This is a genomic window from Nocardia sp. NPDC058176 (assembly GCF_042883805.1).
Taxonomy (GTDB): Bacteria; Actinomycetota; Actinomycetes; order Mycobacteriales; family Mycobacteriaceae; genus Nocardia.
The window spans coordinates 557,623-580,742 of sequence record NZ_JBHVVA010000001.1 but is presented as its reverse complement, the minus strand read 5'-3'; the positions used below and the strand labels follow the sequence as shown (position 1 = coordinate 580,742).

The window sequence follows — 23,120 nt, the reverse complement described above, 5'->3', positions numbered from 1 at the left end:
CGTCGAACGCGCTCAACATAGAAGGGGGTCGCCGCTCCCGCATAATCACGTGCAGCCGGTCACTCGGACCTTGATTCCGTATGACGCGCATACCTGGCTCGGCGTCGGCTGCCTGGGCAGGCTGGGTCGCACCTACCGATGTCGACCCAGCCATGAGCCTGCGAATCGCGCGGACACAGATGGCCGTCCCGCCTTGCCGTCAGTCCGCGGTGTCCCGCCGACCCGTCGCGGTGGCGAGATCGCCCTCGGTCCGTGTGCCCTCGTCGGCGCGCGCTGCTTCTTCCCGAGCGGCCTCGGCCCTGGCCGCTTCGGCGCGGGCGAGTGGATCGACCACGGTGACTTCTTCGGTGGGCCTGCCGGTGACGCCGAGTGGATCACGGACCGGTACATCGTGTTTCGAGGATCGGGGGCCGCCCTCGTCGAGGCCGAAGCGGTCGTGCAGGCGGCGTAGGAAGTCCGGGGCGTACCAGTTGGCGTCGCCGAGGATTTTCATCGCGGCGGGCAGGAGGAAGCCGCGGACGAGGGTGGCGTCGACGATGACCGCGAGGGGCAGGCCGATGCCGAAGGCTTTCATGAAGGTGATGTCGGAGGCGAGGAAGCCGAGGAAGACCAGGGAGATGAGGATCGCGGCGGCGGTGACGATGCGCCCGATCCGTTCCAGCCCGTGCGCGACGGCGGTCTCGTTCTTGCCGGTGCGGTCGTACTCCTCGCGGATGCGCGAGAGCAGGAACACCTGGTAGTCCATCGCCAGGCCGAAGGCGGCGGCGAACAGCATCACCGGCACGGTGGCGGCCAGATCACCGGTGACGGTGAAGCCGAGCAGCCCGGACAGGTGCCCGTTCTGGAAGATCCACACCAGCGCGCCGAAGGTCGCGGTCAGGCTGAGCGCGCTCAGGATCACCGCCAGCACGGGCAGCACCACGCTGCCGGTGAGCAGGAACAGCACGATCAGCATCAGGACGATCACGAAGGCGAGTGCCCAGGGCAGCGCGTCGGAGATCGCGGTGAGCGAATCGGCGTTGGCCGCGGCGACACCGCCGACGAGCAGTTCGCTCGGGACGTCCACCGCGCGCACCTGCTCGACGAGTCCGGTCAGCGCGGCACTGTCGGTGGTGGCCGGGACGATCGACAGGTAGGCGGCCCGGTCGGCGCGGAAGCGTTCATTGGCCGCGGTGGGCGCGGCGAGCAGACCGCCCTGGGCGTAGCTGCCGGTGGCGGTGTCGACCCGGCGCACGTGGTCGAGATCGGAGAACTCGCGGGCGATGGCGTCCAGACCCGAAGCGCTGTAGGCGCTCTCGGGCAGGACCGCGACGAGGGTGTTCTGATCGCTCTCGCCGAAGTCGCGGTGCACGATCTCGGTGACCTGGCGGGAGGTCATCGACGCGGGCAGGGTCCGCTCGTCGGGGAAGCCGAGTTTCACGCCGAGGAACGGTGCGCCCAGGAGCAGCAGCAACAGCGTCACGGTGAGCCCGATCGGGATCGGCTTGCGCATCACCGCGGTGGCCAGCTTGTGCCAGGTGCCCTCGCCCGGGGAGGGCCGTGGCGCGCGCAGGAACCACCAGCCGAGCTGGCCCTTGTCGATCCGGGTACCGAGCAGCAGCAGGGTGGCGGGCAGCACGGTCAGCGAGACCAGCGCGGCCAGTCCCGCGACGATGATGCCCGCGTAGCCCATCGAGCGGATCGCCAGCAGCGGGAAGAACAGCAGGCCGGCCAGCGCCACCGCGACGGTGAGCGCCGAGAAGGCGACCGTGCGGCCCGCGGTGCGCATCGTGACGGCCACCGCCCTGGCCGGAGTGACACCCGCGCCGAGCTCCTCGCGATAGCGGTTGACGATCAGCAGGCTGTAGTCGATGGCCAGTCCGAGGCCGAGCAGGGTGGCCACGTTCGCCGCGGTGACCGCGAGCGGCGTGAACAGCGTGAGCAGCCACAGCGCGCCCATCGTCATCAGCACGGTGACGATCGCGACCAGCAGCGGCAGACTCGCGGCGACCAGGCCACCGAAGACGAACAGCAGCGCGATCAGCGTGAGCGGGAACGCGATGGCCTCGCCCTTGGCGATGTCGGTCTTGGACTGCTCCACGGTCTCGTGCATGAGCATGGCGAAACCGCCGACGCGCACCTGCAGGCTGCCGTTGGCACCGGACAGTTCGTCGGCGACGGCGGCGGCGCGCTGGTCGATCTCGCGTTCACTGCCCAGCACACTGGCCACGATCAGGCCCTGTTTGCCGTCGACGCTGCGCAGCGCGGGCTGATGGGTGGTCCAGTACGACACCACATCGGTGATGCCTTCGCGTTCGCGCAGGTTGGCGACCAGTCCGGTCGCCGCGGCGGTGGCTTCGGGGTCGTCGACCGAGCTCTCGGTCTGCACCAGCAGCACCAGATTCGGTGAGCCCTGGCCGAATTCCTCGCGCAGGACGGTGAGCGCCCGGCTCGATTCGCTGCCCTGGTCGGTGTATCCGCCGCCATCCACTCGATCGAACAGCGAGGCGCTGAGTGCGCCGAGCACCAGTGCCAGCACCGCGAATACGCCGAGCACCCAGCGGCTGCGCCGCTCGGTGAATTCGAACACCGGAATCTCCTCACTCGTCACCACATCGCGGCACGCACCAGACCTGCGGTCTCCGGCATGGCCGAGCCGGTCCGTCGCATCGCCCGAACCTGTTGTCGGGTCGGCGTGTTCGCCCGCGCATGGTAGCAACTCCGTGGCGCTCGCGCCGTCGCTCAGGTCGACCTTTCCGACCGGCCTCGGCCGACGGCGCCGCCGAGGCCGAGGACCGCCGTCACGAGGGTGCCGCGCAGGCGGGGCGGCAGGGCGGTGAACAGGGCGCGCATCGCCGCGACGGTGCCGCGCAGGTCGTCGTGTCCGGACAGGTAGGCGCGCTGGAGTGGGACGGGCAGGGCGAAGAAGGCGTCGAAGAAGATCGCGACGTCGCGCGGTGGGAGCGCGAGCAGCGAACGCAATCCCGCGCGGCGCAGGGCGGCGACGGCGCGTGCGTCGGGCGTCCACATCCGCGCGCCCGCGACGACGGTGTCGGCCGCGCGAAGCGAGGTGGCGACGCTGTAGCCGGTCGCGGGGTGGGTCAGCCCGCCCGCCGCGCCGAATCTGCCGCGACCCGGTTTTCCGCCCTGGACCGGAAAGCGCACGCGCTCAACGGGTTCGGTGCCGGACAGCGGGATGTCACGTTCGCGCAATCGGTGTTCGAGCCTGCACCGCAACATCGCCGGGGACAGCGCGGGGCGACCGGCCAGGCAGGTCTCCTCGTAGAGCACCGTGTCCGGGCCGAGGGGAACGACGTAGAGGAACGAGGGCGGCTCCTCGGGGGCGGCGCCGTTGTCGGGGCGCCAGTCCATGAACAGGGTCGGGTGGTCGGCGAGCAGGTCGCGTCCGAGGATCACGCCGTAGGCGGTCTGTTCGGCCCGGCGCGGGGAGCGGGACAGTCCGCGGGCGTCGATGACCCGTCCGCTGTGCACCGATCCGGTCGCCGTGCGTACCGTTCCTCCGTCCACCGTCACGACCCGATCGGCAAGCACCCGCGCGCCGTCGAGGGCCAGCGAACGTTGCAGCGCCGCGGTGTCGAGCACCTGGTAGGCGCGGTCGAGGCGATGCTCACGCACCGCCCATGCCGTCGGGGCGGCGACGGTCGCGGCGACCGCGGCGGGGTCGAGCCAGTCCGGCAGTTCATCGGCCCAGGCGGCGTAGGTGGGAGTCCACACCCGATCCGGGTGCGGGTCGATCACGGTCACCGACTGTCCGTCGGCCAGCGCACGATGGGCAACCGCCCGGCCCGCGGGACCGAGTCCGCAGATGATCAGGTCGGCGCGCACCCGTCGATTGGACCAGACGGCACGAACACAAGCACCACCGCATCACGGCCGGGCACCGTTTCGGTATTGGTCCCTCGCCCCCGGGCAATTCTTCGGCCATCATGGGCTCTATGAGATCGATCTGGAAGGGCTCGATCGCATTCGGGCTGGTCAACGTCCCGGTCAAGGTCTACACCGCGACCGAGGACCACGATATTCGGTTCCACCAGGTCCACGCCGAGGACGGGGGCCGGATCAAATACGACCGCGTCTGCACGGTGTGCGGCAAATCCGTCCAGTACGCCGACATCGACAAGGCCTACGTCGACCCCGACGGTGACCAGGTCGTGCTCACCGACGCCGATTTCGCCAAGCTCCCCGCCGCGGAGAAGCACGAGATCCCGGTGCTCGAGTTCGTGCCGTCCGATCAGATCGACCCCGTCCTGTTCGACAAGAGCTACTACCTGGAACCGGACTCGTCCACGCCCAAGGCCTACCAGCTGCTCGCGGCCACCCTCGAACGCATCGACAAGACCGCGCTGGTGCACTTCACCCTGCGCCAGAAGACCCGGCTGGCGGCGTTGCGCGTGCGCGAGGGCGTGCTGGTCCTGCAGACGCTGCTGTGGCCCGACGAGGTGCGTGCCGTGGACTTCCCCGTCCTCGACGACGCGCCGACGCCACGGCCGCAGGAACTGAAGATGGCCGAGACCCTGGTCGAGTCGATGTCGGGCGATTTCGACCCGACCGAATACACCGACGAGTACCAGATCGAATTGCAGAAACTGCTCGACGAGGCGATCGCCAGCGGCACCGGCAAGGTCACCAGCGCCGAGGCCGCCGAACCGGCCGAGCAGGCCGACGCCGAGGTGGTCGACCTGGTCGCCGCCCTGCAGCGCAGCCTCGAGGCCAGCGGCCGCCGCGAGGGCGGTGCGCCCGCCGCGGAACCGAAGAAGAAGCCGGCGAAGAAGGCCGCGGCCAAGAAGGCGGCCCCGCGCAAGGCCGCCAGCAAATCCACCGCGAGTAGGACCGCGACCCGCAAGGGCGCGTAGGGCACACTGGCCCCATGGACCCCGCGATCGCTGTCGTGCCGATGGGTTTGGGACATCTGCGCCAAGTCCTCGACCTCGGCCACCAGGTGTTCGACACGACCATCAAGCCGTACACGTCGTGGTCGCTGACCGCGGTCGCCGAGCATCTCGACAGCGCCGACAACGCCTGCTGGGTGGCGCTGGACTCCGACCGGGTGGTCGGCTTCGTGCTCGGGTCGATGGAATTCGAGCATCGCGACGACTGGGGCTATCTGGAGTGGATCGCGGTCGCCCCCGACATGCAGGGCCACGGCATCGCCCGGCGCCTGGTGAACGTGTGCTCCGAAGCGCTGTTCGCGCGCGGCGCCCGCCACATCGTCACCGATGTCGAGGACCGCAACAGCGCCTCGGCGGCCCTGATGACGGGCAGCGGTTTCGTGCCCGCCGCCACCGTCACCCTGCTCGTGCGCGCGAATCCCGACGAGCCCGACGACGCCGAGCCCACGCTCCCGCCGATCACCAAGCGCGACCTGGTCCGGCGCGGCCGCCTGTCGGTCGACCACCCGCGCCGCTGAGCACCTGGGTCACTCGCGGAACTTCGCCTCGAGCTCACGCAGGGTCGCCTGCAGGTCGGCCGCGTCGTTGGTCTTGAAGATCCCGGCGTAACCGGTCTCGGCCTGCACCGCCGCCACGACCTCGGGATCGTGGTAGAGCTGGGCCAGTTTCAGGTAGGTCGGGTTGTCCTTGTCGGCCTCGCGCGCGGCGAAGACATTGATGTACTGCTTGAGTTCGGGCCGCTCAGGGTCGTCGGTGAAGATCACCTGGTCCTCGGTCAGGCCGGCGGGCCCGGCGAAGGTGTCGTCGACGAAGGCGGCGTCGACGCTGTCGAGCGAGGACGCGGTCAGGGTCGGGTCGAGGGCGGTCAGCGTCACCTTCGAGGCGGCGGTGTCGACGTCCTCGATCTTGGAATCCCAGCTCGCCCCGCCCTTGACCACGATCAGGCCCGCGGCGGCCAGGCCGAGCAGCGGACGCACCTGCTGGGCGGGATTGTTGCTGAGGGTGATCGTGCCGCCCTGGGGGATCTCGGCGATGTCGGAGTGCTTCTTCGAATACAGGGTGAGCGGGAAGATCTCGGTGGCCCCGATCGGCACCAGGGTGTCGTTGTTGGCCACGTTGTAGTTGGCCAGGTATCGCACGTGCTGGAACTTGTTGAGATCGACCCGCTTCTGGGCCAGCGCCGGATTGGGCTGGTTGTAGTCGGCGAAGTTGACGTATTCGACGGTGATGCCCTGCTCGGCGGCCTTGCGCTGGTACACGTCCCAGTGCGGCTGGGCGACGTCGTTCACACCGATGCGCACCACGTCGGCGGGGTGGTCTTCACCACAGGACACCGCCCCCGCGGCCACCGCGACCAGGACCGGAATCGCCGCAAGACGGCGCAGGATTCGCATTGTCCGCAATTTAGACGGACGTCCAATTGTTAGCGAGGGTTTCGATCACCGCAATTCCAACCGTTGTCGGCGGGTACCGGCCACAGCTTCGATGACCGGGTTCATCATCAGCGAGCAACTCAGGAGTACAAGTGACATTCCGTCGGGTACTGGCGATCCCGGTCCTGGTAGCAACCGCGGCCATCACCCTCGCGGCGTGCGGTTCGGACGACTCCGATTCCGGCACCGTCGTGCGCATCGGCACCACCGATCAGAACGAGGCGTGGGAGGTGTTCGAGGACAAGGCCAAGGAGCAGGGCATCACCCTGAAGATCACCAACTTCTCCGACTACCAGCAGCCCAACGCGGCGCTGGCGCAGAAGCAGATCGACGTCAACCTCTTCCAGCACCTGCAGTTCCTTGGCCAGTACAACGTGGCCAGCAACGACACGCTGACCCCGATCGGCTCCACCTACATCGTGCCGCTCGGCCTCTACTCCAAGAAGCACACGGCGCTGGCCGACATCCCGCAGGGCGGCGAGATCGCGATCCCCAACGATCCGACCAACCAGGCCCGCGCGCTGTTCGTGCTGCAGTCCGCCGGGCTGCTGAAGCTGGTGGGCGACTCCGCTCAGCCCTCGCCCGCCGACATCGACAAGGCGGCCTCCAAGGTCACCGTCACCCCGGTCGACGCCGCGCAGACCGCGCTGTCGCTGCCCTCGGTCGACGGTTCGGTCATCAACAACACCTTCCTCGAGCGCTCCGGCGTCGACCCGAATTCGGCGCTGTTCAAGGACGATCCGAAGGACCCGGCCGCCGAGCCGTACATCAACGTGATCGTCACCCGCGCCGAGGACAAGTCCGATCCGACCTACCTGAAGCTGGTCGAGATCTGGAAGGACCCCGAGGTGGTGGCCGCCCACGACAAGATCACCAAGAACACCTCCGTCGACGTGACGCGTCCGGCCGCCGAGCTCGAACAGATCCTCGACCGGGTGCAGCAGGGCATCCGCGCGAACAAGTGAGTTCGAAGCACCCCGCGGCGGTCGAATTCACCTCGGTCACCAAGGTCTTCGGCTCCGGTGCCGATCGTCACGTCGCGATCGACGAGATCGACCTGCGGATCGAGCAGGGCGAGATCTTCGGTGTGATCGGCTATTCCGGGGCGGGCAAGTCCACCCTGGTGCGGCTGATCAACGCGCTGGAGAAGCCCACCTCGGGCACGGTCACGATCTCCGGCACCCCCATCACCGGGGTGCCGGAGTCGGCGGTGCGCAAGCTGCGCCGCGACATCGGGATGGTGTTCCAGCAGTTCAACCTCTTCCGGTCACGCACGGTCGCGGGCAATGTCGAGTACCCGCTCAAAGTGGCAGGCTGGAAGCGAGCCGAGCGCAAGGCGCGCGTCGCCGAGCTGCTCGAGTTCGTCGGCCTGAGCGAGAAGGCACGCGCCTATCCCGATCAGCTCTCCGGCGGGCAGAAGCAGCGCGTCGGCATCGCGCGGGCGCTGGCCACCTCGCCCTCGCTGCTGCTGGCCGACGAGGCCACCTCGGCGTTGGACCCGGAGACCACCGGTGAGGTGCTGCGGCTGCTCAAGAAGATCAACACCGAACTCGGGGTGACCATCGTGGTGATCACCCACGAGATGGATGTGATCCGCGCGGTCGCCGACCGGGTGGCGGTACTCGCCGAGGGCAAGATCGTCGAATTGGCGCCCACCTTCGACGTCTTCGCCGATCCGCAGGCCCCGCCGACCCGGTCGTTCGTGGCGACCGTGTTGCACAACCGGCCCGATCCGACCGAGCTGGACCGCTTGCGGGCCCTGCACGGCGGCCGGCTCGTGACCGTCGATGTCGACGACCAGACCGGCATCGGCGCGGCCCTGGCCGCCGCCACCGCCGCCGACGTGCGCTTCGAGATCGTCTACGGCGGCGTGAGCACCCTGCAGGACAAGACCTTCGGTTCCCTCACCCTCGCTCTGTACGGCCCCGATGCCGCACTGGACCGGGTGGTCGCCGAGCTGGCACGGAAGGCGGGCTGAGATGGACGCCAACTGGGAAAGACTGCGCCCCATCCTGTTCGAGGCGATCGGCACCACCATCTATCTGGTGGGCGTGACCTTCGTCGTCGCGGGCGTGCTCGGACTGGCGCTGGGCACGGCGCTCTACACGACCCGCAAGGGCGGGCTGCTGGCCAACGCGCCGGTGTATCTGGTGCTCAATGTGCTGGTCAACATCGTGCGCCCGATTCCGTTCATCATCCTGCTCGCCGCGCTGGGTCCGGTCACCCTGGAGGTGGTCGGCACGACCATCGGCTCCGAGGCCGCGCTGTTCGTGATGATCGTCGCGGCGACCTTCGGCATCGCCCGGATCGTGGAGCAGAATCTCGTGACCGTCGATCCCGGCGTGATCGAGGCGGCTCGGGCGGCCGGTGCCGGACCGTTGCGGATCATTCTCACGCTGCTGATCCCGGAGGCGCTGGGGCCGTTGATCCTCGGCTACACCTTCGTGGTGATCGCGATCGTCGACATGTCGGCGATGGCGGGCACCGTCGGCGGTGGTGGCCTGGGCGATTTCGCGATCACCTACGGCTATCAGCGGTTCCAGTGGGAAGTCACGCTGGTCGCGGTGCTGATCATCATCGCCGGTGTACAGGGTGTGCAGTTCTTCGGCAACTGGCTGGCACGAAAAGTGCTGCGTCGCTAGGAAACGCACGGCATACAGCAGGGGCACGGACCGTCACCGGTTCCGTGCCCCTGCTGTTTTCGGTCGAGCGGATCAGACGTTCGCCGTGCAGGCGGACAGGATGACGCTCGCCGCGCGCGGCGAGGCCGAGCCCGGGTCCGGGAACGGCGGTGCGCTGATCCCGAGCACGTCGACCGCGGAACGCTCGGCGGCGTGCAGGGTGTGGTCCCAGGCCCAGCCGAAGCGGTAGTCCGCGCCCTGGGCGACGGCGCCGCAGGCATTGCGGAACTCGACGACGATCTGGCAGTCCCACACGCCGCACTCGGCCAGTGCGGCGGCACGCGCGGAACCCCAGCTGCCGTAGTTGACCGCCGAGGCGACCACGGCCTGCTTCGACGACAGCGCCAGCGCGCCGTAGAGGTCACCGGCGGCGGCGTCGAAGCCGCCATCGCGCGAGACCGCGGTGTAGCCGGGCGCCTCCGCGATCGCCACACCACTCTCGGCCGCGGCCGCCGGACCGGCGGTCACGACCGTGAACGCGGCCACCGCGGACAGCGCGGCCACACCCAGGGCATATTTGCCCACAACAGACATCAGTGAATCTCCCCATCGAAAAAGCGGCTTCGCGGTCGAAGCCGGTTCCAGCATGAACCGGCGCCGGGCCGATCGGAAATAGTTACTCCGCATGGCCGTGGCGACGGTTCACCGGAATCCGCGACGGCACCGACACCGGGTCGGCGACAACGAATTCCGGTTGTCGCGACGAACGTTTCCTCCCGAACCGTTCGTCCGCCCCAGATTAACAACCCCCACCGACACATTCGCCCCGCCGGAACGACGCACGGCACCGGCCGGACACGGGGCGCGGCTGCGGCTTTCGCGGGCCGCGCTCGCCTATCGTCATTCGCGAACCCGATGCGATCTCCCGCGCTCGCGGCAGCGAGGGCACCGGCCGCGCAGTGAGGAGTTCCGATGAACGAGACCGCTGGGCGGCGCACCGGATTCGGAGCGCGGAATCTGCGCGCGGCACTGCCCTGGTGGGCTGCCGTGCTCGTCGGGCTGGCCTGCGTCGTCATCGGCCTCGTGCTGGTCGGCCGACCACTCACCTCGGTGACACTGCTCGCCGTCGTGCTCGGCGTGGCATGTGTGCTCACCGGCGTGGCCGATCTGCTCGATGCCAGGCGCTCGGCGACACCGCGCACCGGCGTGGTGCTCGGTGTGCTGTGGATCGGGTTCGGCCTGGTCGTGCTGGTCTGGCTCGCGGAGTCGATCGAATTGCTGGCACCCGCCTTCGGCATCGCCCTGCTGGTCGGCGGTGCGCTCCGGTTGGTGCGGGCGGTGCGCGGTGGCGTCGACCAGCGGTTGGCGGCGGGGATCTTCGCCGTGGCCGAACTCGTGCTCGGCGTCCTCGCCCTGCGCTGGCTGGACCTGACCCTGCTCGCGGTGGCTTTGCTCTTCGGCGTGCGCACCCTGGTGTTCGGTGTCGCACTGCTCATCGACGGGGTATCCGACGCGGTCGCGCGGCTCCGAACGGGGCGGGACACGTCGGCGCCGGACCGGAGCGGGGAACCCACCGGCGCCGAGGAACAGTCGGAACGACCAGCATCGGGCGGGACCCGAGAAGATATCCCAGAAGGATCAGGGTCGCGAGACTCGACCGAGGAGTTCGGCCGGGAACGCGGAGCAACGGGACCCGCGCCACGACTCGGCGCCGAGAGCCTCGGGCGGCGCGAGAAGCACTCGGGTCCGAGCGGTCTTGCCCGGTTCGGGAAGGTGGCGGTGGCGGTGGTCGCACTGGCCGTCGCGGTCGCGGCGGCAGCCGTCGGTGCGCATGTGCGACAGGCCGCGCCCACCGTCGACGCGTTCTACGACGCGCCCGCCGAGGTCCCCACCGAGCCGGGAGTTCTGCTGCGGGCCGAGCCGTTCACTCGCGGCATCCCCGCCGACGCGGATGCCTGGCGCATCCTCTACACGACCACCCGCGACGACGACGAACCCACCCTCGCCAGCGGACTCGTGATGGTGCCGAAGCAGCCGAGTCCGGCGCCGCGCCCGGTCATCGCGTGGGCGCACGGCACCACGGGCTATGCCCGCCACTGCGCGCCGACCGTGGTCGACGACCCGCTCACCGCGGGCGCGCTGCCCGCCCGGCAGCAATTGCTGGCCGAGGGGTGGGCGCTGGTCGCCACCGACTACGCGGGGATGGGCACCGCGGGGCCGCAGCCGTATCTGATCGGGCAGGGCGAAGGCCGGTCGGTGCTCGACGCCGTGCGCGCGGCACACAGCCTCGGCGAGATCCAGCTGTCCGACCAGACCGTCGTCTGGGGTCATTCCCAGGGTGGGCACGCCGCGCTGTGGGCGGGGCTGCTCGCGCCGACCTACGCCCCCGATGTCGAGGTGCGCGCGGTCGCCGCGGTGGCCCCGGCCGCCGACATCATCGGCCTCACCCGGCATCTGCCCGACGTCACCGGCGGCAGCGTCTTCGCCTCCTATGTGGCGGCCGCCTACGCCGACACCTACCCCGACGTCGACCTCGACACCTACATCATCCCGGCGGCACGAACCCTGGTGCGGGAGATGTCGACCCGATGCCTGTCCGAACCCGGCATCCTCGCCTCGGTCCTGTCGGCCCTGTCGATCTCGCGCGATCACTCGATCTTCCGCACCGACCCCACCACCGGCCCGTTCGGCGACCGGCTCACCGCCAACATCCCGACCGGACCGATGACGGTGCCGGTCCTGCTCGCTCAAGGTAGCAGCGACCCGCTCGTCGAACCCACGATCCAGGACGCCTACGCGGCGGCACGCTGTGGCGAGGACTGGGAGCTGGACTACCGCGTCTATCCCGGTCGCGACCACATGGGCGTCGTCGCCGACGATTCCCCGCTCATCCCCCAGCTCATCGAGTGGACGACGCAGCGCCTGGACGCGGCCGCACCCACTCCCACCTGCTGAGGACGCGCCCGCATCCGGCGCACAGGCGCCACAGGGTTACATATGCGCACATGCGCATGTTACGATTCGGAATGTCGGTATCGGTCTCGACGGTGACATCACCGCAGCGGCAAGGGAGGTTCGCCAGTGGGCGCAGGACACAGTCACGGCACGAGTAACCCGGCGCAGGGCAGCGCGTCGAACAGGTACACCACGCGCCTCGCGGTGGTGATCGTGCTGGGCCTGATCACCTTCGTCGCCCAGGTGACGGTCGGCTTCTCGACCTCGTCGCTGGCGCTGCTGTCGGACTCCGCGCACGTGTTCACCGATGTGTTCGGTGTGGCCATGGCGCTGCTGGCGATCCTGATCGCCCGGCATGCCACCCGCGGCGGGTCCCGCTCGTTCGGCATGTACCGCGCCGAGGTCTTCGCCGCGCTGTTCAACGCGATCCTGCTGTTCGCGGTCGCGGGCTGGGTGCTCTACGAGGCGTTCGGGCGCCTGTCCGACCCGCCGGAGGTGCCCGGCCTGCCGGTGGCGCTGGTCGCGCTCGTCGGCTTGGCGATGAATGTGATCAGCATGCTGCTCCTGCGCGAAGGCGCCAAGGAGAGCCTCAATGTTCGTGGCGCGTACCTGGAGGTCATGGCCGACATGCTCGGCTCGCTCGGCGTGCTGGCCAGCGGCCTGATCACGCTGATCTTCGGTTGGCGCTACGCCGATCCGGCCATCGGCGTCGCCATCGGCCTGTTCGTGCTGCCACGCGCGTTCAACCTCGGCCGCCAGGCCCTGCGCATCCTGTTCCAGCACGCCCCCGCCGAACTCGACCTCGCCCAGCTCGAGCAAGCCCTGCGCGACCTCGACGGCGTCCGCCAGGTGCACGATCTGCACGTGTGGACCCTGACGCCGGGCATGGAGGTCGCCACCGCCCACCTGGTGACCGACCCCGACACCGACCCCGACGCGGTCCTGCGCACCGCCCAGCACCTGCTCACCGAGACCTACCACCTCGGCCACGCCACCCTGCAGATCGAACCCGAGGACGACAGCGAACACTGCCGCGACCAGACCTGGTGAAGGACACGATGATGACCGCTTGGTGGGCACTGGCCCTCTACCTGAGCTTCGGCGCGCTCGGCTTCGGCTGGCGCAGCTGGCGCCAGCACCGCGCCACCGGATCCACCGGCTTCCGCGGGATCAGCGGCCGACCCGGTTCGCTGGAATGGCTGGCCGGCGTCGGCTTCCTCGTCGCCATCGCCGTCGGCGTCGCAGCCCCGATCCTGCAACTGACCGGCCTCGTCTCACCCCTGACGATCCTCACCGCCACCCCGATCCAAACGCTCGGCGTCATCGCGGCGCTCGCAGGCATCGCGGCCACGCTCTACGCGCAGAACCAGATGGGCGATTCCTGGCGGATCGGCGTCGACCCCACCGAAACCACCACCCTGATCCGCACCGGCGTCTTCGGCCTCGTCCGCAACCCGATCTTCACCGCCATGCTCATCTTCGCCGCCGGCATCACCCTGCTCATCCCGAACCCCCTCGCCCTCACCGCATTCGCCCTGCTGCTCACCACGATCCACCTCCAGATCCGCATCGTCGAAGAGCCCTACCTCACCCACACCCACGGCCCCGACTACCGCACCTACCTCGCCACCACCGGCCGCTTCCTCCCCGGCATCGGCCAGGTACCGAGGACATAGGCCAGCGGCAGCACCTTCGCCGCCGTGGCGGTTGCCTACCCGTCGACGCCCAGCTCGGCCCTGGCGCGCATCAAGGCAAAGCCGAGCAGGTTGAGCCCACGCCACCGCGCGGGATCGGTCGCCCGCGCGTCGTCGGCCGCCAGCCCGATCCCCCAGATCCGATCCACCGGACTGGCTTCCACGAGCACCCGCGTCCCGGTGCCGAGCAGATAGCTCCGCAACGCCTCGTCCTGACCGAACTTGGCCACGCTGCCCGCCACCACGATCTCGAATCGAGCCTGTTCCCAGATGGTTTCGTCGAAGTCCCGAATCTTTCGGCCGAGGTTCTTGGCCTGACTCGGATGCGCGGTCTCGAGAATCCGAGCCGCCGTCTCCTCGTCGTCGAACAGCAATGCCTTGCGCCACATCATGTAGTGCTCGGCACCGGCGAACGTGACACCGTCGACCACGAATGCCGCGGGCCACCACTGACTCAGGCAGCTCGACCCGATCGAGCCGTCGCGACGCGGGGCATGTCCCCAGAACGGCAGATACTTCGGGGCGGCCCCCTCGGCGATCGCCCGGCGCAGCTCCTCGACGGATTCGATTGTCATCACCCCTCCTTGTTTTGGTCAGAATAACCATATGTGATCGAAGAGGGTTCGCGCGAACGATATTTCGGGTGAGCGCCGATGCACTGGCATCGGTCACAGGAGCCACGACACCGATTCGGAGAACCGACAGCGTGGAAGAAGGGCCTGGTCGGTGGGGTGGAAATTAGGCTTTCGGCGGAGGTGGCGTGATGCCGGAGACCGTCGAGAGCGCTGCTGTCGGAGCCCCTGTTCGGTTCGCTTGGCGGGCTGTCGGGGTGGTCGCCGTGGTGGCGGGTGGGCTGTTTCTGAGTCGGCTCGGGCGGTATGAATTCGGGGGCGACGAACTGTATTTCATCGCCGCGGGGCGGCAGCTGGCATTCGGGTATGCGGATCAGGGGCCGGTGGTGCCGTTGCTGGCGGCGCTGGCCGATGTGCTCGCGCCGGGGTCGCGGGAACTGCTGCGGCTGCCCGCGCTGCTGGCCACGGTGGCGTCGATCGTGTTGGCTGCCGCCATCGCCAGGGAATTCGGTGGTGGGGCGCGGGCCCAGACGATCGCCGCGGTCTGCTACGCGTGTACGCCGGCGGCGGTCATGCAGGCGGCGATGGCCTCGACCTACGCACTGGACGCGGCGTTGACCGCGGGGATCAGCTGGTTGTTCATCCGCTGGGTGCGCACCCGCGCCGATCGGCTGCTGGTCGTCGCCGGGCTGCTCGCCGCGGTGGATTTCCAGGTGAAGTGGCTCGCGCCGATGGTGTGGGCGGGGCTGGCGGTCGGGGTGGCCGTGTTCGGTCCGCGCGCGCTGTTGCGTTCGCGCGGTTGGTGGTTCGGGTCGGCGATCCTGGTGGTCGCGGCGGTGCCGACGGTGGTGTGGCAGCAGCGCAACGGCTGGCCGCAGCTGGCGATGGGCGCGGTGGTGCGGGCCGAGCAGCTCGCCACCAGCGGTGGCCTGGTCACGATGCCCTGGCAGGTGGTACTGGTGACCGGGCCGCTCGGCGCGCTCGCCCTGGCCGGGATCTGGGCGGGGTTACGGGACGAGCGGCTGCGGCCGTACCGGTTCGTGGTACCGATCGTCGTGGTCGGGCTCGTCGGCGTGGTCGCGGGTGGATTGCGGCCGTACTTCGTGGTCGGCGCGCTGCCCGGATTGTTCGCCGCCGGTGCTGTTTTCGTCGTCGACCGGCCCTGGCGCCCGGCCCTCGTCCGCGGCGGTGCCGCACTCACCGCGTGCTCGGCGCTGCTGGCCGTGGCACTTGTGCTCGTCCTCCCGCTGCCCGGCCATCTCCTCCGGACACCCACCGATCGCTACGACCAGATCGACACGCGCAGCAAACTCTTCGGCCCGACCGGCTGGCCGGCGCTGATCGACGGCGTCACCACCGCGACCCACCGGATCCCCACCGCGGAACGATCCGGACTCGCCATCGTCACCGAGAACTATTGGCAGGCAGCAGCATTGGAGACACTCGGCCGCGATCGCGCGCTGCCCCCGGTGTTCAGCCCCAACCGTGGGTACGGCTATTTCGGCACACCCGACGACGACACGACAGCGATCCTCTACGTCGGATTGCAGGTCCCCCACCAGACCATGTCCGGCGTCCTCACCCACTGCACCCCCATCCACCGGATCGACGACCGCCTCGGCTATCCCGGCGTCAACCGCAACGTCACCATCTGGTGGTGCGCGACAACGCGACAACCGTGGTCGACCACCTGGCCGAGCCTGCGCACCCTGCCGCTGTTCGACGGCACCACCTGACCCCTACGGCGTCAGCAGCCCGGCGGCCCGCTCCCAGAACGCGTGCATGTCACGCTCCCAGTACCCCCACGAATGCGTCCCCGCCACCCGAAAGTCGAAGGTCGCCGGAATGGCCAACTCCGCCAGCCGATCACGCAGCATCCGCGTACACACCACGGTGATCCCGTCGAGCACGCCACCGATCAGCAGCTGATCGGCCAGCTTCACCGGACTGTGCGCGATGCCGGGACCACTCAACGTGTCCAATGGCCCGGGCAGACCGTTCCCGGTACTCACATAGACCTGGACTCCACGCAGCTTCTCGGCATGAAGGAACGGGTCGTTGGCCGCCCACGCCGGATCCCCCGGCGGCCCCCACATGTTGAGCGGATTCCCTCGGCGCGCGGTGACGATCGAGGCCACCATCGCCTGCCCGGCCGGATCGCTGGTGCGCACACAGCCGCTGAACGAGCCGACCATGCGAAATCGCCGCGGCGCCTCCTGCGCCATCCGGAACACCGCCGAACTCGCCATCGACAGCCCCGCCACCGCATCGCGGCCCGTGCCGTGGAAGGCCGAGTCGATGATCGGCGGCAGCTCCTGGGTCAGGAAGCTCAACCAGCGGTGCCGTCCGGTCACCGGATCATCGGCCTGCCAGTCGGTGTAGAAGCTGCCCGCACCGCCGATCGGCATGACGATCGTCGCCTGCGCGGTACCGAAGAAGTCGATGGCGTCGGTCTTGGTGAGCCAGTTGCTGCCTTCGCGCCAGTCCGCGGTGTCGGTGCCGCCGTCCACGCCGTTGATCAGATACAGCGCGCCCGCCGGGGCGTCCGGATCGGCGGCGGGCAGCACCGCGACGGTGATCGGGCGGCCCATCGCCGCCGAGTACACGGTCAGATCGATCACCCGGCCCGGACCGTTCGCCACCGCGGCCACCGCCCGTGATCCGTCCGGTGCGGGCTCGGCCGCCGCCAGCGCCCGGGCGGCCACCGTCTCCGGCGCCGCCTGCGCCACGACCACCGGTACCCCCGCGACGGCCAGCGCCGTCGCGAGCGCCAGCCGCCGCACCATCGAACCCCACATCACGCCTCCGTCGTCGCCGTGGGGCCGAACCTAGGCCGAGCGGGCACCACCGAGGTCGGGACCGACGCAGGTCTGGGCATCCGACCGCGCCCGCCGCACGGCACTGGGATCGCCCACAACACTCGCCCGCCCGGCGGTGGCCAGCGCACCGGTCGACGGTTCGACCGTCGGCCCGCTGTGGAAACTGCGCGCGATCATCGACGACCGCAACTGCCACAGCCCCGAGGCCTGGGTCGGATCGAGCCCGGTGAGCTGGGCGACCCGGCGCAGCCGGTAATCGACGGTATTGGTGTGGATGTGCAGCAGCCGCGCGGTGCGCTGACGGTTCATGTTGTTGGCGATGTGCACCCGCAGCGTCTCGTACAGCTCGGGGTGATTGTCCAGCGGCGTGAGCAGTTCACCCAGGCGCGCCCGGCCCGGACCCGGCCGGGTCAGCTGATATTCCAGGGCCAGATCGCCGAAGCGGTAGAGCCCGGGCGCGCAGTCGAGCCGCTCCACCATGTCGAGCAACTCGTGGGCGCGCTGGGCCGCGTCGGGGATCTCCGCGGTGCTCGCGGGCACGAGCGCCGCCATCAGGTCCACCCGGGCCGCCCGCGCCAGCGAGTCGATCAGCGTGTCGAGTTCCGCGGCCGCCAGCAGTTCGGCGGGAATCAGCAGGGTGCCACCGTCGACCGAGAGCAGCGACAGCGCCTGCTCGCCACAGTGGTGCGCCAGCGCCGCCTGCACCCTGCGCAGCTTGCGCCGGGCGACCACCGAGGCGTTCAGGCGCGGATCGTGCTCGTCGGGATGTTCCCGGATCGACAGGGCCAGCACCGAATACGTGTCGGCGACGGTGATGCCGCACTCGCGCGCCATGGTGATGGTCGGCTGCCCGGCCAGCAGCGCCGAGACGAGAGTGTGCACGGCCGTGTGGTGTTCGCCCGCGATCTCCCGGTGCTCGCGGATGTAGGCGCGGGTCACCGTGGTACACAGCAGATCCGAGATCTCCATGACCCGGCGGAAGCCGTGCAGCAGGCTGGCGCGGTCCTCGTCGGCGACCTCGTCGTACACCGTGTCGAAGCCCAGCCGGAAGCCCTCGTGGAAGGCCTGCAGGATGGCATCGATCGGCACGCCCTCGCGCGCCCAGGCCGCGGCCGCGTTCGCGAGCCGGTTCAGCTTCGCCTGTTCGTCGCGGCCGTCCAGCATCCCGCCGACGATTTCCAGGCACATCCTGGTCACCGTGGTGACCTCACCGGAGATCGCGTCGCCGGGCAGGGTCCGGCAGGTCGCCACGTTGTCCACGAAGTGGCCGACGAGTCTGCCGGTCAGCGTTCGGACATCACGCAGGGGCTGCCACATCGTCGCAGTGCCCAGTGGGATCGTCATCGTCGACTCCTCCTTCTACACCGACCGGGCGACCCGGCGGTGGTTCCGCTTCCGGAGCGAGGGGCCGCTGTGATGGCCTACACTCCGGTTTCTTCGTGATCATGACTCTAGGGTGAGTGAGTACTCACCTTCTACTCCTCTTTCCGACGAGGTCCACAGATGCCACCGCAAGCCGATAAGCAGCGCAAACGCCCCAAACAGGATCGAGCGAGGGAGACAAGGACACGCATTCTGACGGTGTCCGCTCAGCTTTTCGGCACCCGCGGCATCAGCAACACCTCGACCAACCGCATCGCCGCCGAGGCGGGGATGAGCATCGGCACCCTGTACCGGTATTTCACCGACCGCGACGAGATCGTCAAGGAGCTCACCGACAGCCTGTTCCTGCAGGTGGAGGAGCGATACGCCAAGCTGCTCACGGTGGCGGTGGACAAGACCCCGCGCGATGCCGTCGCCGAGGTCATCCACATCGCGGTCGAGGTCCTCGTCGCCAACGGACCGCTGGTGCGCGCGCTGGTGGCCGATCTGCAGTTCTACGGCAGCGGGATCCCCGAGTTCGAGCCCCGGCTGCGCATGATCATCAAGCTCTACCTGATCCAGATCCTCGGTCCCACCAACGGCATCGATTTCGACACCATGGCCTTCATCTTCCTCAACACCGGGTTCGCCACCGCGTTGCGCTCGGTGGAGATGGAGGAGCAGGGCCTCGACCGGGATGTGGTCATCGCCAAGACCGCCGACATGATCGGTTCCTGGATCACCGCGGTGATCCAGGAGGGCGCGAATCAGGGTGCCGCCGAACAGGTCCGGTGAACACGGCACGGGCCCGGATCCTCCGAGGATCCGGGCCCGTGCGTCAGGTCCTGCGTCAGCCGGCGTTCGCGGTGCAGACCACGTCGATGACCTCGGTGCCCGCCAGGTTCGCCGAACCGGTGGTCGCCAGGACCGCGAGCGGGCTCAGCTCCGACAGGCTCAGGTAGGCCGCGTTCTCGGCCTCGGACCTGGTGGCACCGGTGCCGACCGCGATCGAGCCGTCCTCGGCGCCGACGATCACGCCGCAGCCGTCGGACCAGGCGGCCCAGATGTGGCAGTCGGCCTCGTCGCAGTTGGCCAGGGCGACGTCCTCGGCGGCCCGCGCGCTCGGCTCGTTCACGCTGTACTCGTAGATCCACGCCTCGTCGCTGAACGCGATCGCCGCGTGCAGGCTCGCCGCGTTCGCCGATCCGGCACCGAACACCGACGCTGCCGCGAGACCCGCTGCCGCGACTGCGAAGCCGACCTTGGTCTTGACACTCATTCGAACGATCTCCTCTGAGAATGGCCACGATTCCGCAGCCACCAAGATCATTATCGATGCCTTCGAAACAGCCAAAACGGGCGGACCGGATCACACAGCCTCCGTGGCCGCATCACCACGGGCCGACGAGATACTCCAGCAGTGCCAGCGCGAGCGCGCCGAGGAACGCGACGCCGAGACCGACCAGGACGGCGATCGTGTAGGTGCGCGGGGTGGCGGGCCGCCGGGGCCCCGCCACCAGCAGTCCACCCGCCCCACCGATCGCGCCGACGAGCACCGCCCCACCGAGCACCAGATAGAACAGACTCCCGGCGGCGGCGGTCAGCGCTCCCCCGAAACCGCTGGTGTAGCCGACGAGCGGCACCGGGAACCGGTACACGATGGCGATGACCGCCGCGGCGACGGGCGCCAGCACGATCGCGGACAGCCCACCGACCACCGCGTGCTTCATCCGATCCGCGGTACCCGCCTCCACCATGCCCCCATGATCCGCGACGCACGGCCACCGCGTCGACCGCCACACCCGCGAAAAACACCGCAGGCCCGGATCCAGCGGGATCCGGGCCTGCGGGTGTGGTGATCCTAGACGGTGAAGCCGAGGGCGCGCAGCTGTTCGCGGCCGTCGTCGGTGATCTTGTCCGGGCCCCACGGGGGCATCCAGACCCAGTTGATCTCGAGGTCCTCGACCAGGCCGCTGCGCACCAGGGCGTTGCGGGACTGGTCCTCGATGACGTCGGTCAGCGGACAGGCCGCCGAGGTGAGCGTCATGTCGAGGCGGCAGACGTTGTCGTCGTTCACCGACATGCCGTAGACCAGGCCGAGGTCGACGACATTGATGCCCAGTTCGGGGTCGACGACATCGCGCATGGCCTCCTCGAGGTCTTCGAGGTGTTTGATCTGTTCGGCCGTGAGCTCCACTTCGGGAGCGGGCGCGGCGGTTTCGGTGGCTTCGGGAGCCTGGGTCTCACTCATCACGCTTCTCCATTTCCCATGGCGGGCTTGGCGTCCTCGGCCGAGGCGATCTGCACGACAGCGTCCTTGAACGCCATCCAGCCCAGCAGCGCGCACTTCACGCGCGCCGGGTACTTGGCGACACCGGCGAGCGCGATGCCGTCGCCGATCACGTCCTCGTCACCCTCCACGGTGCCACGGCTGGAGATCATCTCGCTATAGGAGTCGACCACCTTCAGCGCCTGCTGCACCGGCAGGCCGATCACCTGATCGGTGAGGATCGAGGTGGCGGCCTGGCTGATCGAGCAGCCCTGACCGTCGTAGGAGACGTCGGCGACCTCGCCCGCGTCGTCGATGTGCACGCGCAGGGTCACCTCGTCACCGCAGGTGGGGTTCACGTGGTGCACCTGGGCACCGAACGGTTCCCGCAGCCCGCGGTGGTGCGGGTGCTTGTAGTGGTCCAGGATCACTTCCTGGTACATCTGCTCCATGCGCATGTTCTATGCAACTCCGAAGAAGCTCTGAGCCTTCCGCACGGCCTGCACCAGCGCGTCCACCTCGTCGAGGGTGTTGTACACGGCGAACGACGCGCGCGCGGTCGCCGCGACACCGAACTTGCGGTGCAGCGGCCAGGCGCAGTGGTGCCCGACCCGGATGGCCACACCCTGGTCGTCGAGGATCTGACCCACGTCGTGGGCGTGGATCCCGTCGACCACGAACGACACCGCGCCACCGCGGTCCACGTTCTCGGTCGGGCCGATGATCCGCACGCCGTCGATCGCGCCGAGTCCGTCGAGCGCCGCGCCGGTCAGCGCGTGCTCGTGGGCGGCGATCGCGTCCATGCCGAGATCGTCGAGATAGCGCACCGCGGCGGCCAGCCCGACGACCTGCGAGGTCATCGGCGTGCCCGCCTCGAAGCGCTGCGGCGGCGGCGCGTAGGTGGTCTGCTCCATCGTGACGGTCTCGATCATCGAGCCGCCGGTGATGAACGGCGGGGTTTCCTCGAGCAGCGCGCGCCGCCCGTAGAGTCCGCCCACACCCATCGGGCCCAGCATCTTGTGCCCGGAGAACGCGGCGAAGTCGACGCCGAGCGCACGGAAGTCCACCGCCATGTGCGGCACCGACTGGCAGGCGTCGAGCACGACCAGCGCGCCGACTTCCTTTGCCCGGCGGACCAATTCGGCCAGCGGCGCCACCGCACCGGTGACATTCGACTGGTGCGTGAACGCGAGAACCTTTGTCGCGGGCGACAGTTCGAGCGAATCCAGATCGATCCGGCCGTCGTCGGTGATCCCGTACCACTTGAGCGTGGCACCGGTGCGACGCGCGAGTTCCTGCCACGGCACGAGATTCGCGTGGTGCTCGAGCTCGGTGATCACGATCTCGTCGCCCGGGCCCACCTTGTACGGGAACCGGTCGTCCCCGAAGGCGTTGGCCACCAGGTTCAGCGACTCGGTCGCGTTCTTGGTGAACACGATCTCCCCGGCATCGGCACCGACGAAGCGCGCGATGGCGACGCGGGCGTCCTCGTAGGAGTCGGTCGCCTCCTCGGCCAGCTGGTGCGCGCCACGGTGCACCGCCGAGTTACGGGTGAGCAGGAAGTCGCGCTCGGCGTCGAGCACCTGCAGCGGACGCTGCGAGGTCGCACCGGAATCCAGGTACACCAACGGTTTCCCGTCCCGGACCGTGCGGTTCAGGATCGGGAAGTCGGCCCGGATCCGGGCGACATCGAGGGCGGAGCCCGAAACGGACACGGCGGTCATGCGATCAGGCTCCGGCGGTCGCGGACGTGAAGCGCACGTAGCCGTTCGCGTCGAGCTCCTCGGCCAGCTCGGACCCACCCTCGGCGACGATCTTGCCGTTGATGAACACGTGCACGAAGTCGGGCTTGATGTAGCGCAGGATGCGGGTGTAGTGCGTGATCAGCAGCACGCCGCCGTCCTCGCGCTCCTTGTAGCGGTTCACGCCGTCGGAGACGATGCGCAGCGCGTCGACGTCCAGGCCCGAGTCGGTCTCGTCCAGGATCGCGATCTTGGGCTTGAGCAGGCCCAGCTGCAGCACCTCGTGACGCTTCTTCTCGCCACCGGAGAAGCCCTCGTTCACGCTGCGGTCGGCGAAGGCCGAGTCGATGTCGAGCTCCTTCATCGACTCCTTCACCTCCTTGACCCAGGTGCGCAGCTTCGGGGCCTCGCCGCGCACGGCCGTGGCCGCGGTGCGCAGGAAGTTCGACATCGAGACGCCGGGCACCTCGACCGGGTACTGCATGGCCAGGAACAGGCCCGCGCGGGCGCGCTCGTCGACCGACATCTCGAGGACATCCTCGCCGTCGAGGGTGATGGTGCCCTGGGTGACGGTGTACTTCGGGTGACCCGCGATCACGTAGGACAGCGTGGACTTGCCCGAACCGTTGGGGCCCATGATGGCGTGCGTCTCGCCCGAGCGCACGGTCAGGTTCACGCCGTTGAGGATCTGCTTGGCCTCACCCTCGGGAGTGGTGATCTCGGCGTGCAGGTCCTTGATTTCCAAGGTGGTCATCGAATTCGAA

23 protein-coding genes are annotated in these 23,120 nt (G+C 69.1%); 10 read left to right on the top strand and 13 right to left on the bottom strand.

Annotated features, from left to right (window positions below):
- Positions 1-199: 199 nt before the first annotated feature.
- Both ACFVVM_RS02750 and ACFVVM_RS02745 read right to left on the bottom strand, forming a co-directional pair.
- Positions 200-2,569, bottom strand: a complete 2,370-nt coding sequence (locus ACFVVM_RS02750) for an MMPL family transporter (protein ID WP_387612325.1) — start codon at positions 2,567-2,569, stop codon at positions 200-202.
- Positions 2,570-2,721: 152 nt separating this feature from the next.
- A complete protein-coding gene (locus ACFVVM_RS02745; RefSeq protein ID WP_387612324.1) occupies positions 2,722-3,825 on the bottom strand; it encodes a lycopene cyclase family protein in 1,104 nt (367 codons plus the stop codon).
- 110 nt (positions 3,826-3,935) lie between these two features.
- Between ACFVVM_RS02745 and ACFVVM_RS02740 the strand changes: the two genes are divergently transcribed.
- A complete protein-coding gene (locus ACFVVM_RS02740) occupies positions 3,936-4,853 on the top strand; it encodes a Ku protein (protein WP_387612322.1) in 918 nt (305 codons plus the stop codon).
- Between the two features lie 14 nt (positions 4,854-4,867).
- On the top strand, positions 4,868-5,407 hold the full coding sequence (locus ACFVVM_RS02735; RefSeq protein WP_387612320.1) for a GNAT family N-acetyltransferase: 540 nt from the start codon (positions 4,868-4,870) through the stop codon (positions 5,405-5,407).
- Between the two features lie 9 nt (positions 5,408-5,416).
- On the opposite strand, the gene ACFVVM_RS02730 is transcribed toward ACFVVM_RS02735, so the two are convergent.
- A complete protein-coding gene (locus ACFVVM_RS02730) occupies positions 5,417-6,283 on the bottom strand; it encodes a MetQ/NlpA family ABC transporter substrate-binding protein (protein ID WP_387612318.1) in 867 nt (288 codons plus the stop codon).
- Positions 6,284-6,414: 131 nt separating this feature from the next.
- Between ACFVVM_RS02730 and ACFVVM_RS02725 the strand changes: the two genes are divergently transcribed.
- Genes ACFVVM_RS02725 through ACFVVM_RS02715 form a run of 3 tightly spaced genes read left to right on the top strand, consistent with a single transcriptional unit; the run spans position 6,415 to position 8,964 of the window.
- Complete coding sequence (locus ACFVVM_RS02725) at positions 6,415-7,287, top strand: MetQ/NlpA family ABC transporter substrate-binding protein (protein WP_387612316.1); 873 nt, start codon at positions 6,415-6,417, stop codon at positions 7,285-7,287.
- Positions 7,284-8,300, top strand: a complete 1,017-nt coding sequence (locus tag ACFVVM_RS02720; RefSeq protein WP_387612314.1) for a methionine ABC transporter ATP-binding protein — start codon at positions 7,284-7,286, stop codon at positions 8,298-8,300. The genes ACFVVM_RS02725 and ACFVVM_RS02720 overlap by 4 nt, the downstream gene beginning before the upstream one ends.
- 1 nt (position 8,301) lies before the next feature.
- Positions 8,302-8,964 carry a methionine ABC transporter permease gene (locus ACFVVM_RS02715; RefSeq protein ID WP_387612312.1) on the top strand — a complete coding sequence of 221 codons (663 nt, stop codon included), beginning with the start codon at positions 8,302-8,304 and terminating at the stop codon, positions 8,962-8,964.
- Positions 8,965-9,036: 72 nt separating this feature from the next.
- On the opposite strand, the gene ACFVVM_RS02710 is transcribed toward ACFVVM_RS02715, so the two are convergent.
- Entirely contained in the window at positions 9,037-9,537 is a 501-nt protein-coding gene (locus tag ACFVVM_RS02710; protein ID WP_387612310.1) for a DUF4189 domain-containing protein, read from the bottom strand.
- 378 nt (positions 9,538-9,915) lie between these two features.
- Here ACFVVM_RS02710 and ACFVVM_RS02705 point away from each other — a divergent pair, with 378 nt between their 5' ends.
- The 3 genes from ACFVVM_RS02705 (at position 9,916) to ACFVVM_RS02695 (ending at position 13,574) form a co-directional block, all read left to right on the top strand.
- Positions 9,916-11,898: a lipase family protein gene (locus ACFVVM_RS02705; protein WP_387612309.1), complete on the top strand. Its 1,983-nt coding sequence runs from the start codon at positions 9,916-9,918 to the stop codon at positions 11,896-11,898.
- Positions 11,899-12,024: 126 nt separating this feature from the next.
- Positions 12,025-12,948 carry a cation diffusion facilitator family transporter gene (locus ACFVVM_RS02700; RefSeq protein ID WP_387612307.1) on the top strand — a complete coding sequence of 308 codons (924 nt, stop codon included), beginning with the start codon at positions 12,025-12,027 and terminating at the stop codon, positions 12,946-12,948.
- 11 nt (positions 12,949-12,959) lie between these two features.
- Entirely contained in the window at positions 12,960-13,574 is a 615-nt protein-coding gene (locus ACFVVM_RS02695) for a methyltransferase family protein (protein WP_387612306.1), read from the top strand.
- 35 nt (positions 13,575-13,609) lie between these two features.
- Here the strand turns inward: ACFVVM_RS02695 and ACFVVM_RS02690 are convergent, their stop codons facing one another.
- Positions 13,610-14,167 (bottom strand): NADAR family protein, encoded by a 558-nt coding sequence (locus ACFVVM_RS02690; RefSeq protein WP_387612304.1) that lies wholly within the window; start codon positions 14,165-14,167, stop codon positions 13,610-13,612.
- 188 nt (positions 14,168-14,355) lie between these two features.
- On the opposite strand from ACFVVM_RS02690, the gene ACFVVM_RS02685 reads away from it, so the two are divergent.
- A complete protein-coding gene (locus ACFVVM_RS02685) occupies positions 14,356-15,900 on the top strand; it encodes an ArnT family glycosyltransferase (RefSeq protein WP_387612303.1) in 1,545 nt (514 codons plus the stop codon).
- A 3-nt stretch (positions 15,901-15,903) separates the two neighbouring features.
- On the opposite strand, the gene ACFVVM_RS02680 is transcribed toward ACFVVM_RS02685, so the two are convergent.
- A complete protein-coding gene (locus tag ACFVVM_RS02680; protein ID WP_387612301.1) occupies positions 15,904-16,962 on the bottom strand; it encodes an alpha/beta hydrolase in 1,059 nt (352 codons plus the stop codon).
- A 30-nt stretch (positions 16,963-16,992) separates the two neighbouring features.
- Positions 16,993-18,327, bottom strand: coding sequence for a PucR family transcriptional regulator (locus tag ACFVVM_RS02675; protein ID WP_387612300.1), 1,335 nt, complete (start codon positions 18,325-18,327; stop codon positions 16,993-16,995).
- Positions 18,328-18,564: 237 nt separating this feature from the next.
- On the opposite strand from ACFVVM_RS02675, the gene ACFVVM_RS02670 reads away from it, so the two are divergent.
- Positions 18,565-19,140 carry a TetR/AcrR family transcriptional regulator gene (locus ACFVVM_RS02670; protein ID WP_387612298.1) on the top strand — a complete coding sequence of 192 codons (576 nt, stop codon included), beginning with the start codon at positions 18,565-18,567 and terminating at the stop codon, positions 19,138-19,140.
- Positions 19,141-19,195: 55 nt separating this feature from the next.
- Here ACFVVM_RS02670 and ACFVVM_RS02665 read toward each other — a convergent pair whose 3' ends face one another.
- From ACFVVM_RS02665 to sufC, 6 genes are all read right to left on the bottom strand, one after another.
- Positions 19,196-19,624 carry a DUF4189 domain-containing protein gene (locus ACFVVM_RS02665; protein ID WP_387612296.1) on the bottom strand — a complete coding sequence of 143 codons (429 nt, stop codon included), beginning with the start codon at positions 19,622-19,624 and terminating at the stop codon, positions 19,196-19,198.
- Between the two features lie 112 nt (positions 19,625-19,736).
- Complete coding sequence (locus ACFVVM_RS02660) at positions 19,737-20,102, bottom strand: hypothetical protein (RefSeq protein WP_387612294.1); 366 nt, start codon at positions 20,100-20,102, stop codon at positions 19,737-19,739.
- Positions 20,103-20,206: 104 nt separating this feature from the next.
- On the bottom strand, positions 20,207-20,596 hold the full coding sequence (locus tag ACFVVM_RS02655; RefSeq protein WP_387612293.1) for a metal-sulfur cluster assembly factor: 390 nt from the start codon (positions 20,594-20,596) through the stop codon (positions 20,207-20,209).
- Positions 20,596-21,072 carry a Fe-S cluster assembly sulfur transfer protein SufU gene (gene sufU / locus ACFVVM_RS02650; protein ID WP_387612291.1) on the bottom strand — a complete coding sequence of 159 codons (477 nt, stop codon included), beginning with the start codon at positions 21,070-21,072 and terminating at the stop codon, positions 20,596-20,598. The genes ACFVVM_RS02655 and sufU overlap by 1 nt, the downstream gene beginning before the upstream one ends.
- 3 nt (positions 21,073-21,075) lie before the next feature.
- Entirely contained in the window at positions 21,076-22,338 is a 1,263-nt protein-coding gene (locus ACFVVM_RS02645; protein ID WP_387612289.1) for a cysteine desulfurase, read from the bottom strand.
- 4 nt (positions 22,339-22,342) lie between these two features.
- The gene (gene sufC / locus ACFVVM_RS02640) at positions 22,343-23,110 is read right to left on the bottom strand and encodes a Fe-S cluster assembly ATPase SufC (RefSeq protein WP_387612287.1); all 768 of its coding nucleotides are present in this window, start codon (positions 23,108-23,110) and stop codon (positions 22,343-22,345) included.
- Positions 23,111-23,120: the final 10 nt, after the last annotated feature.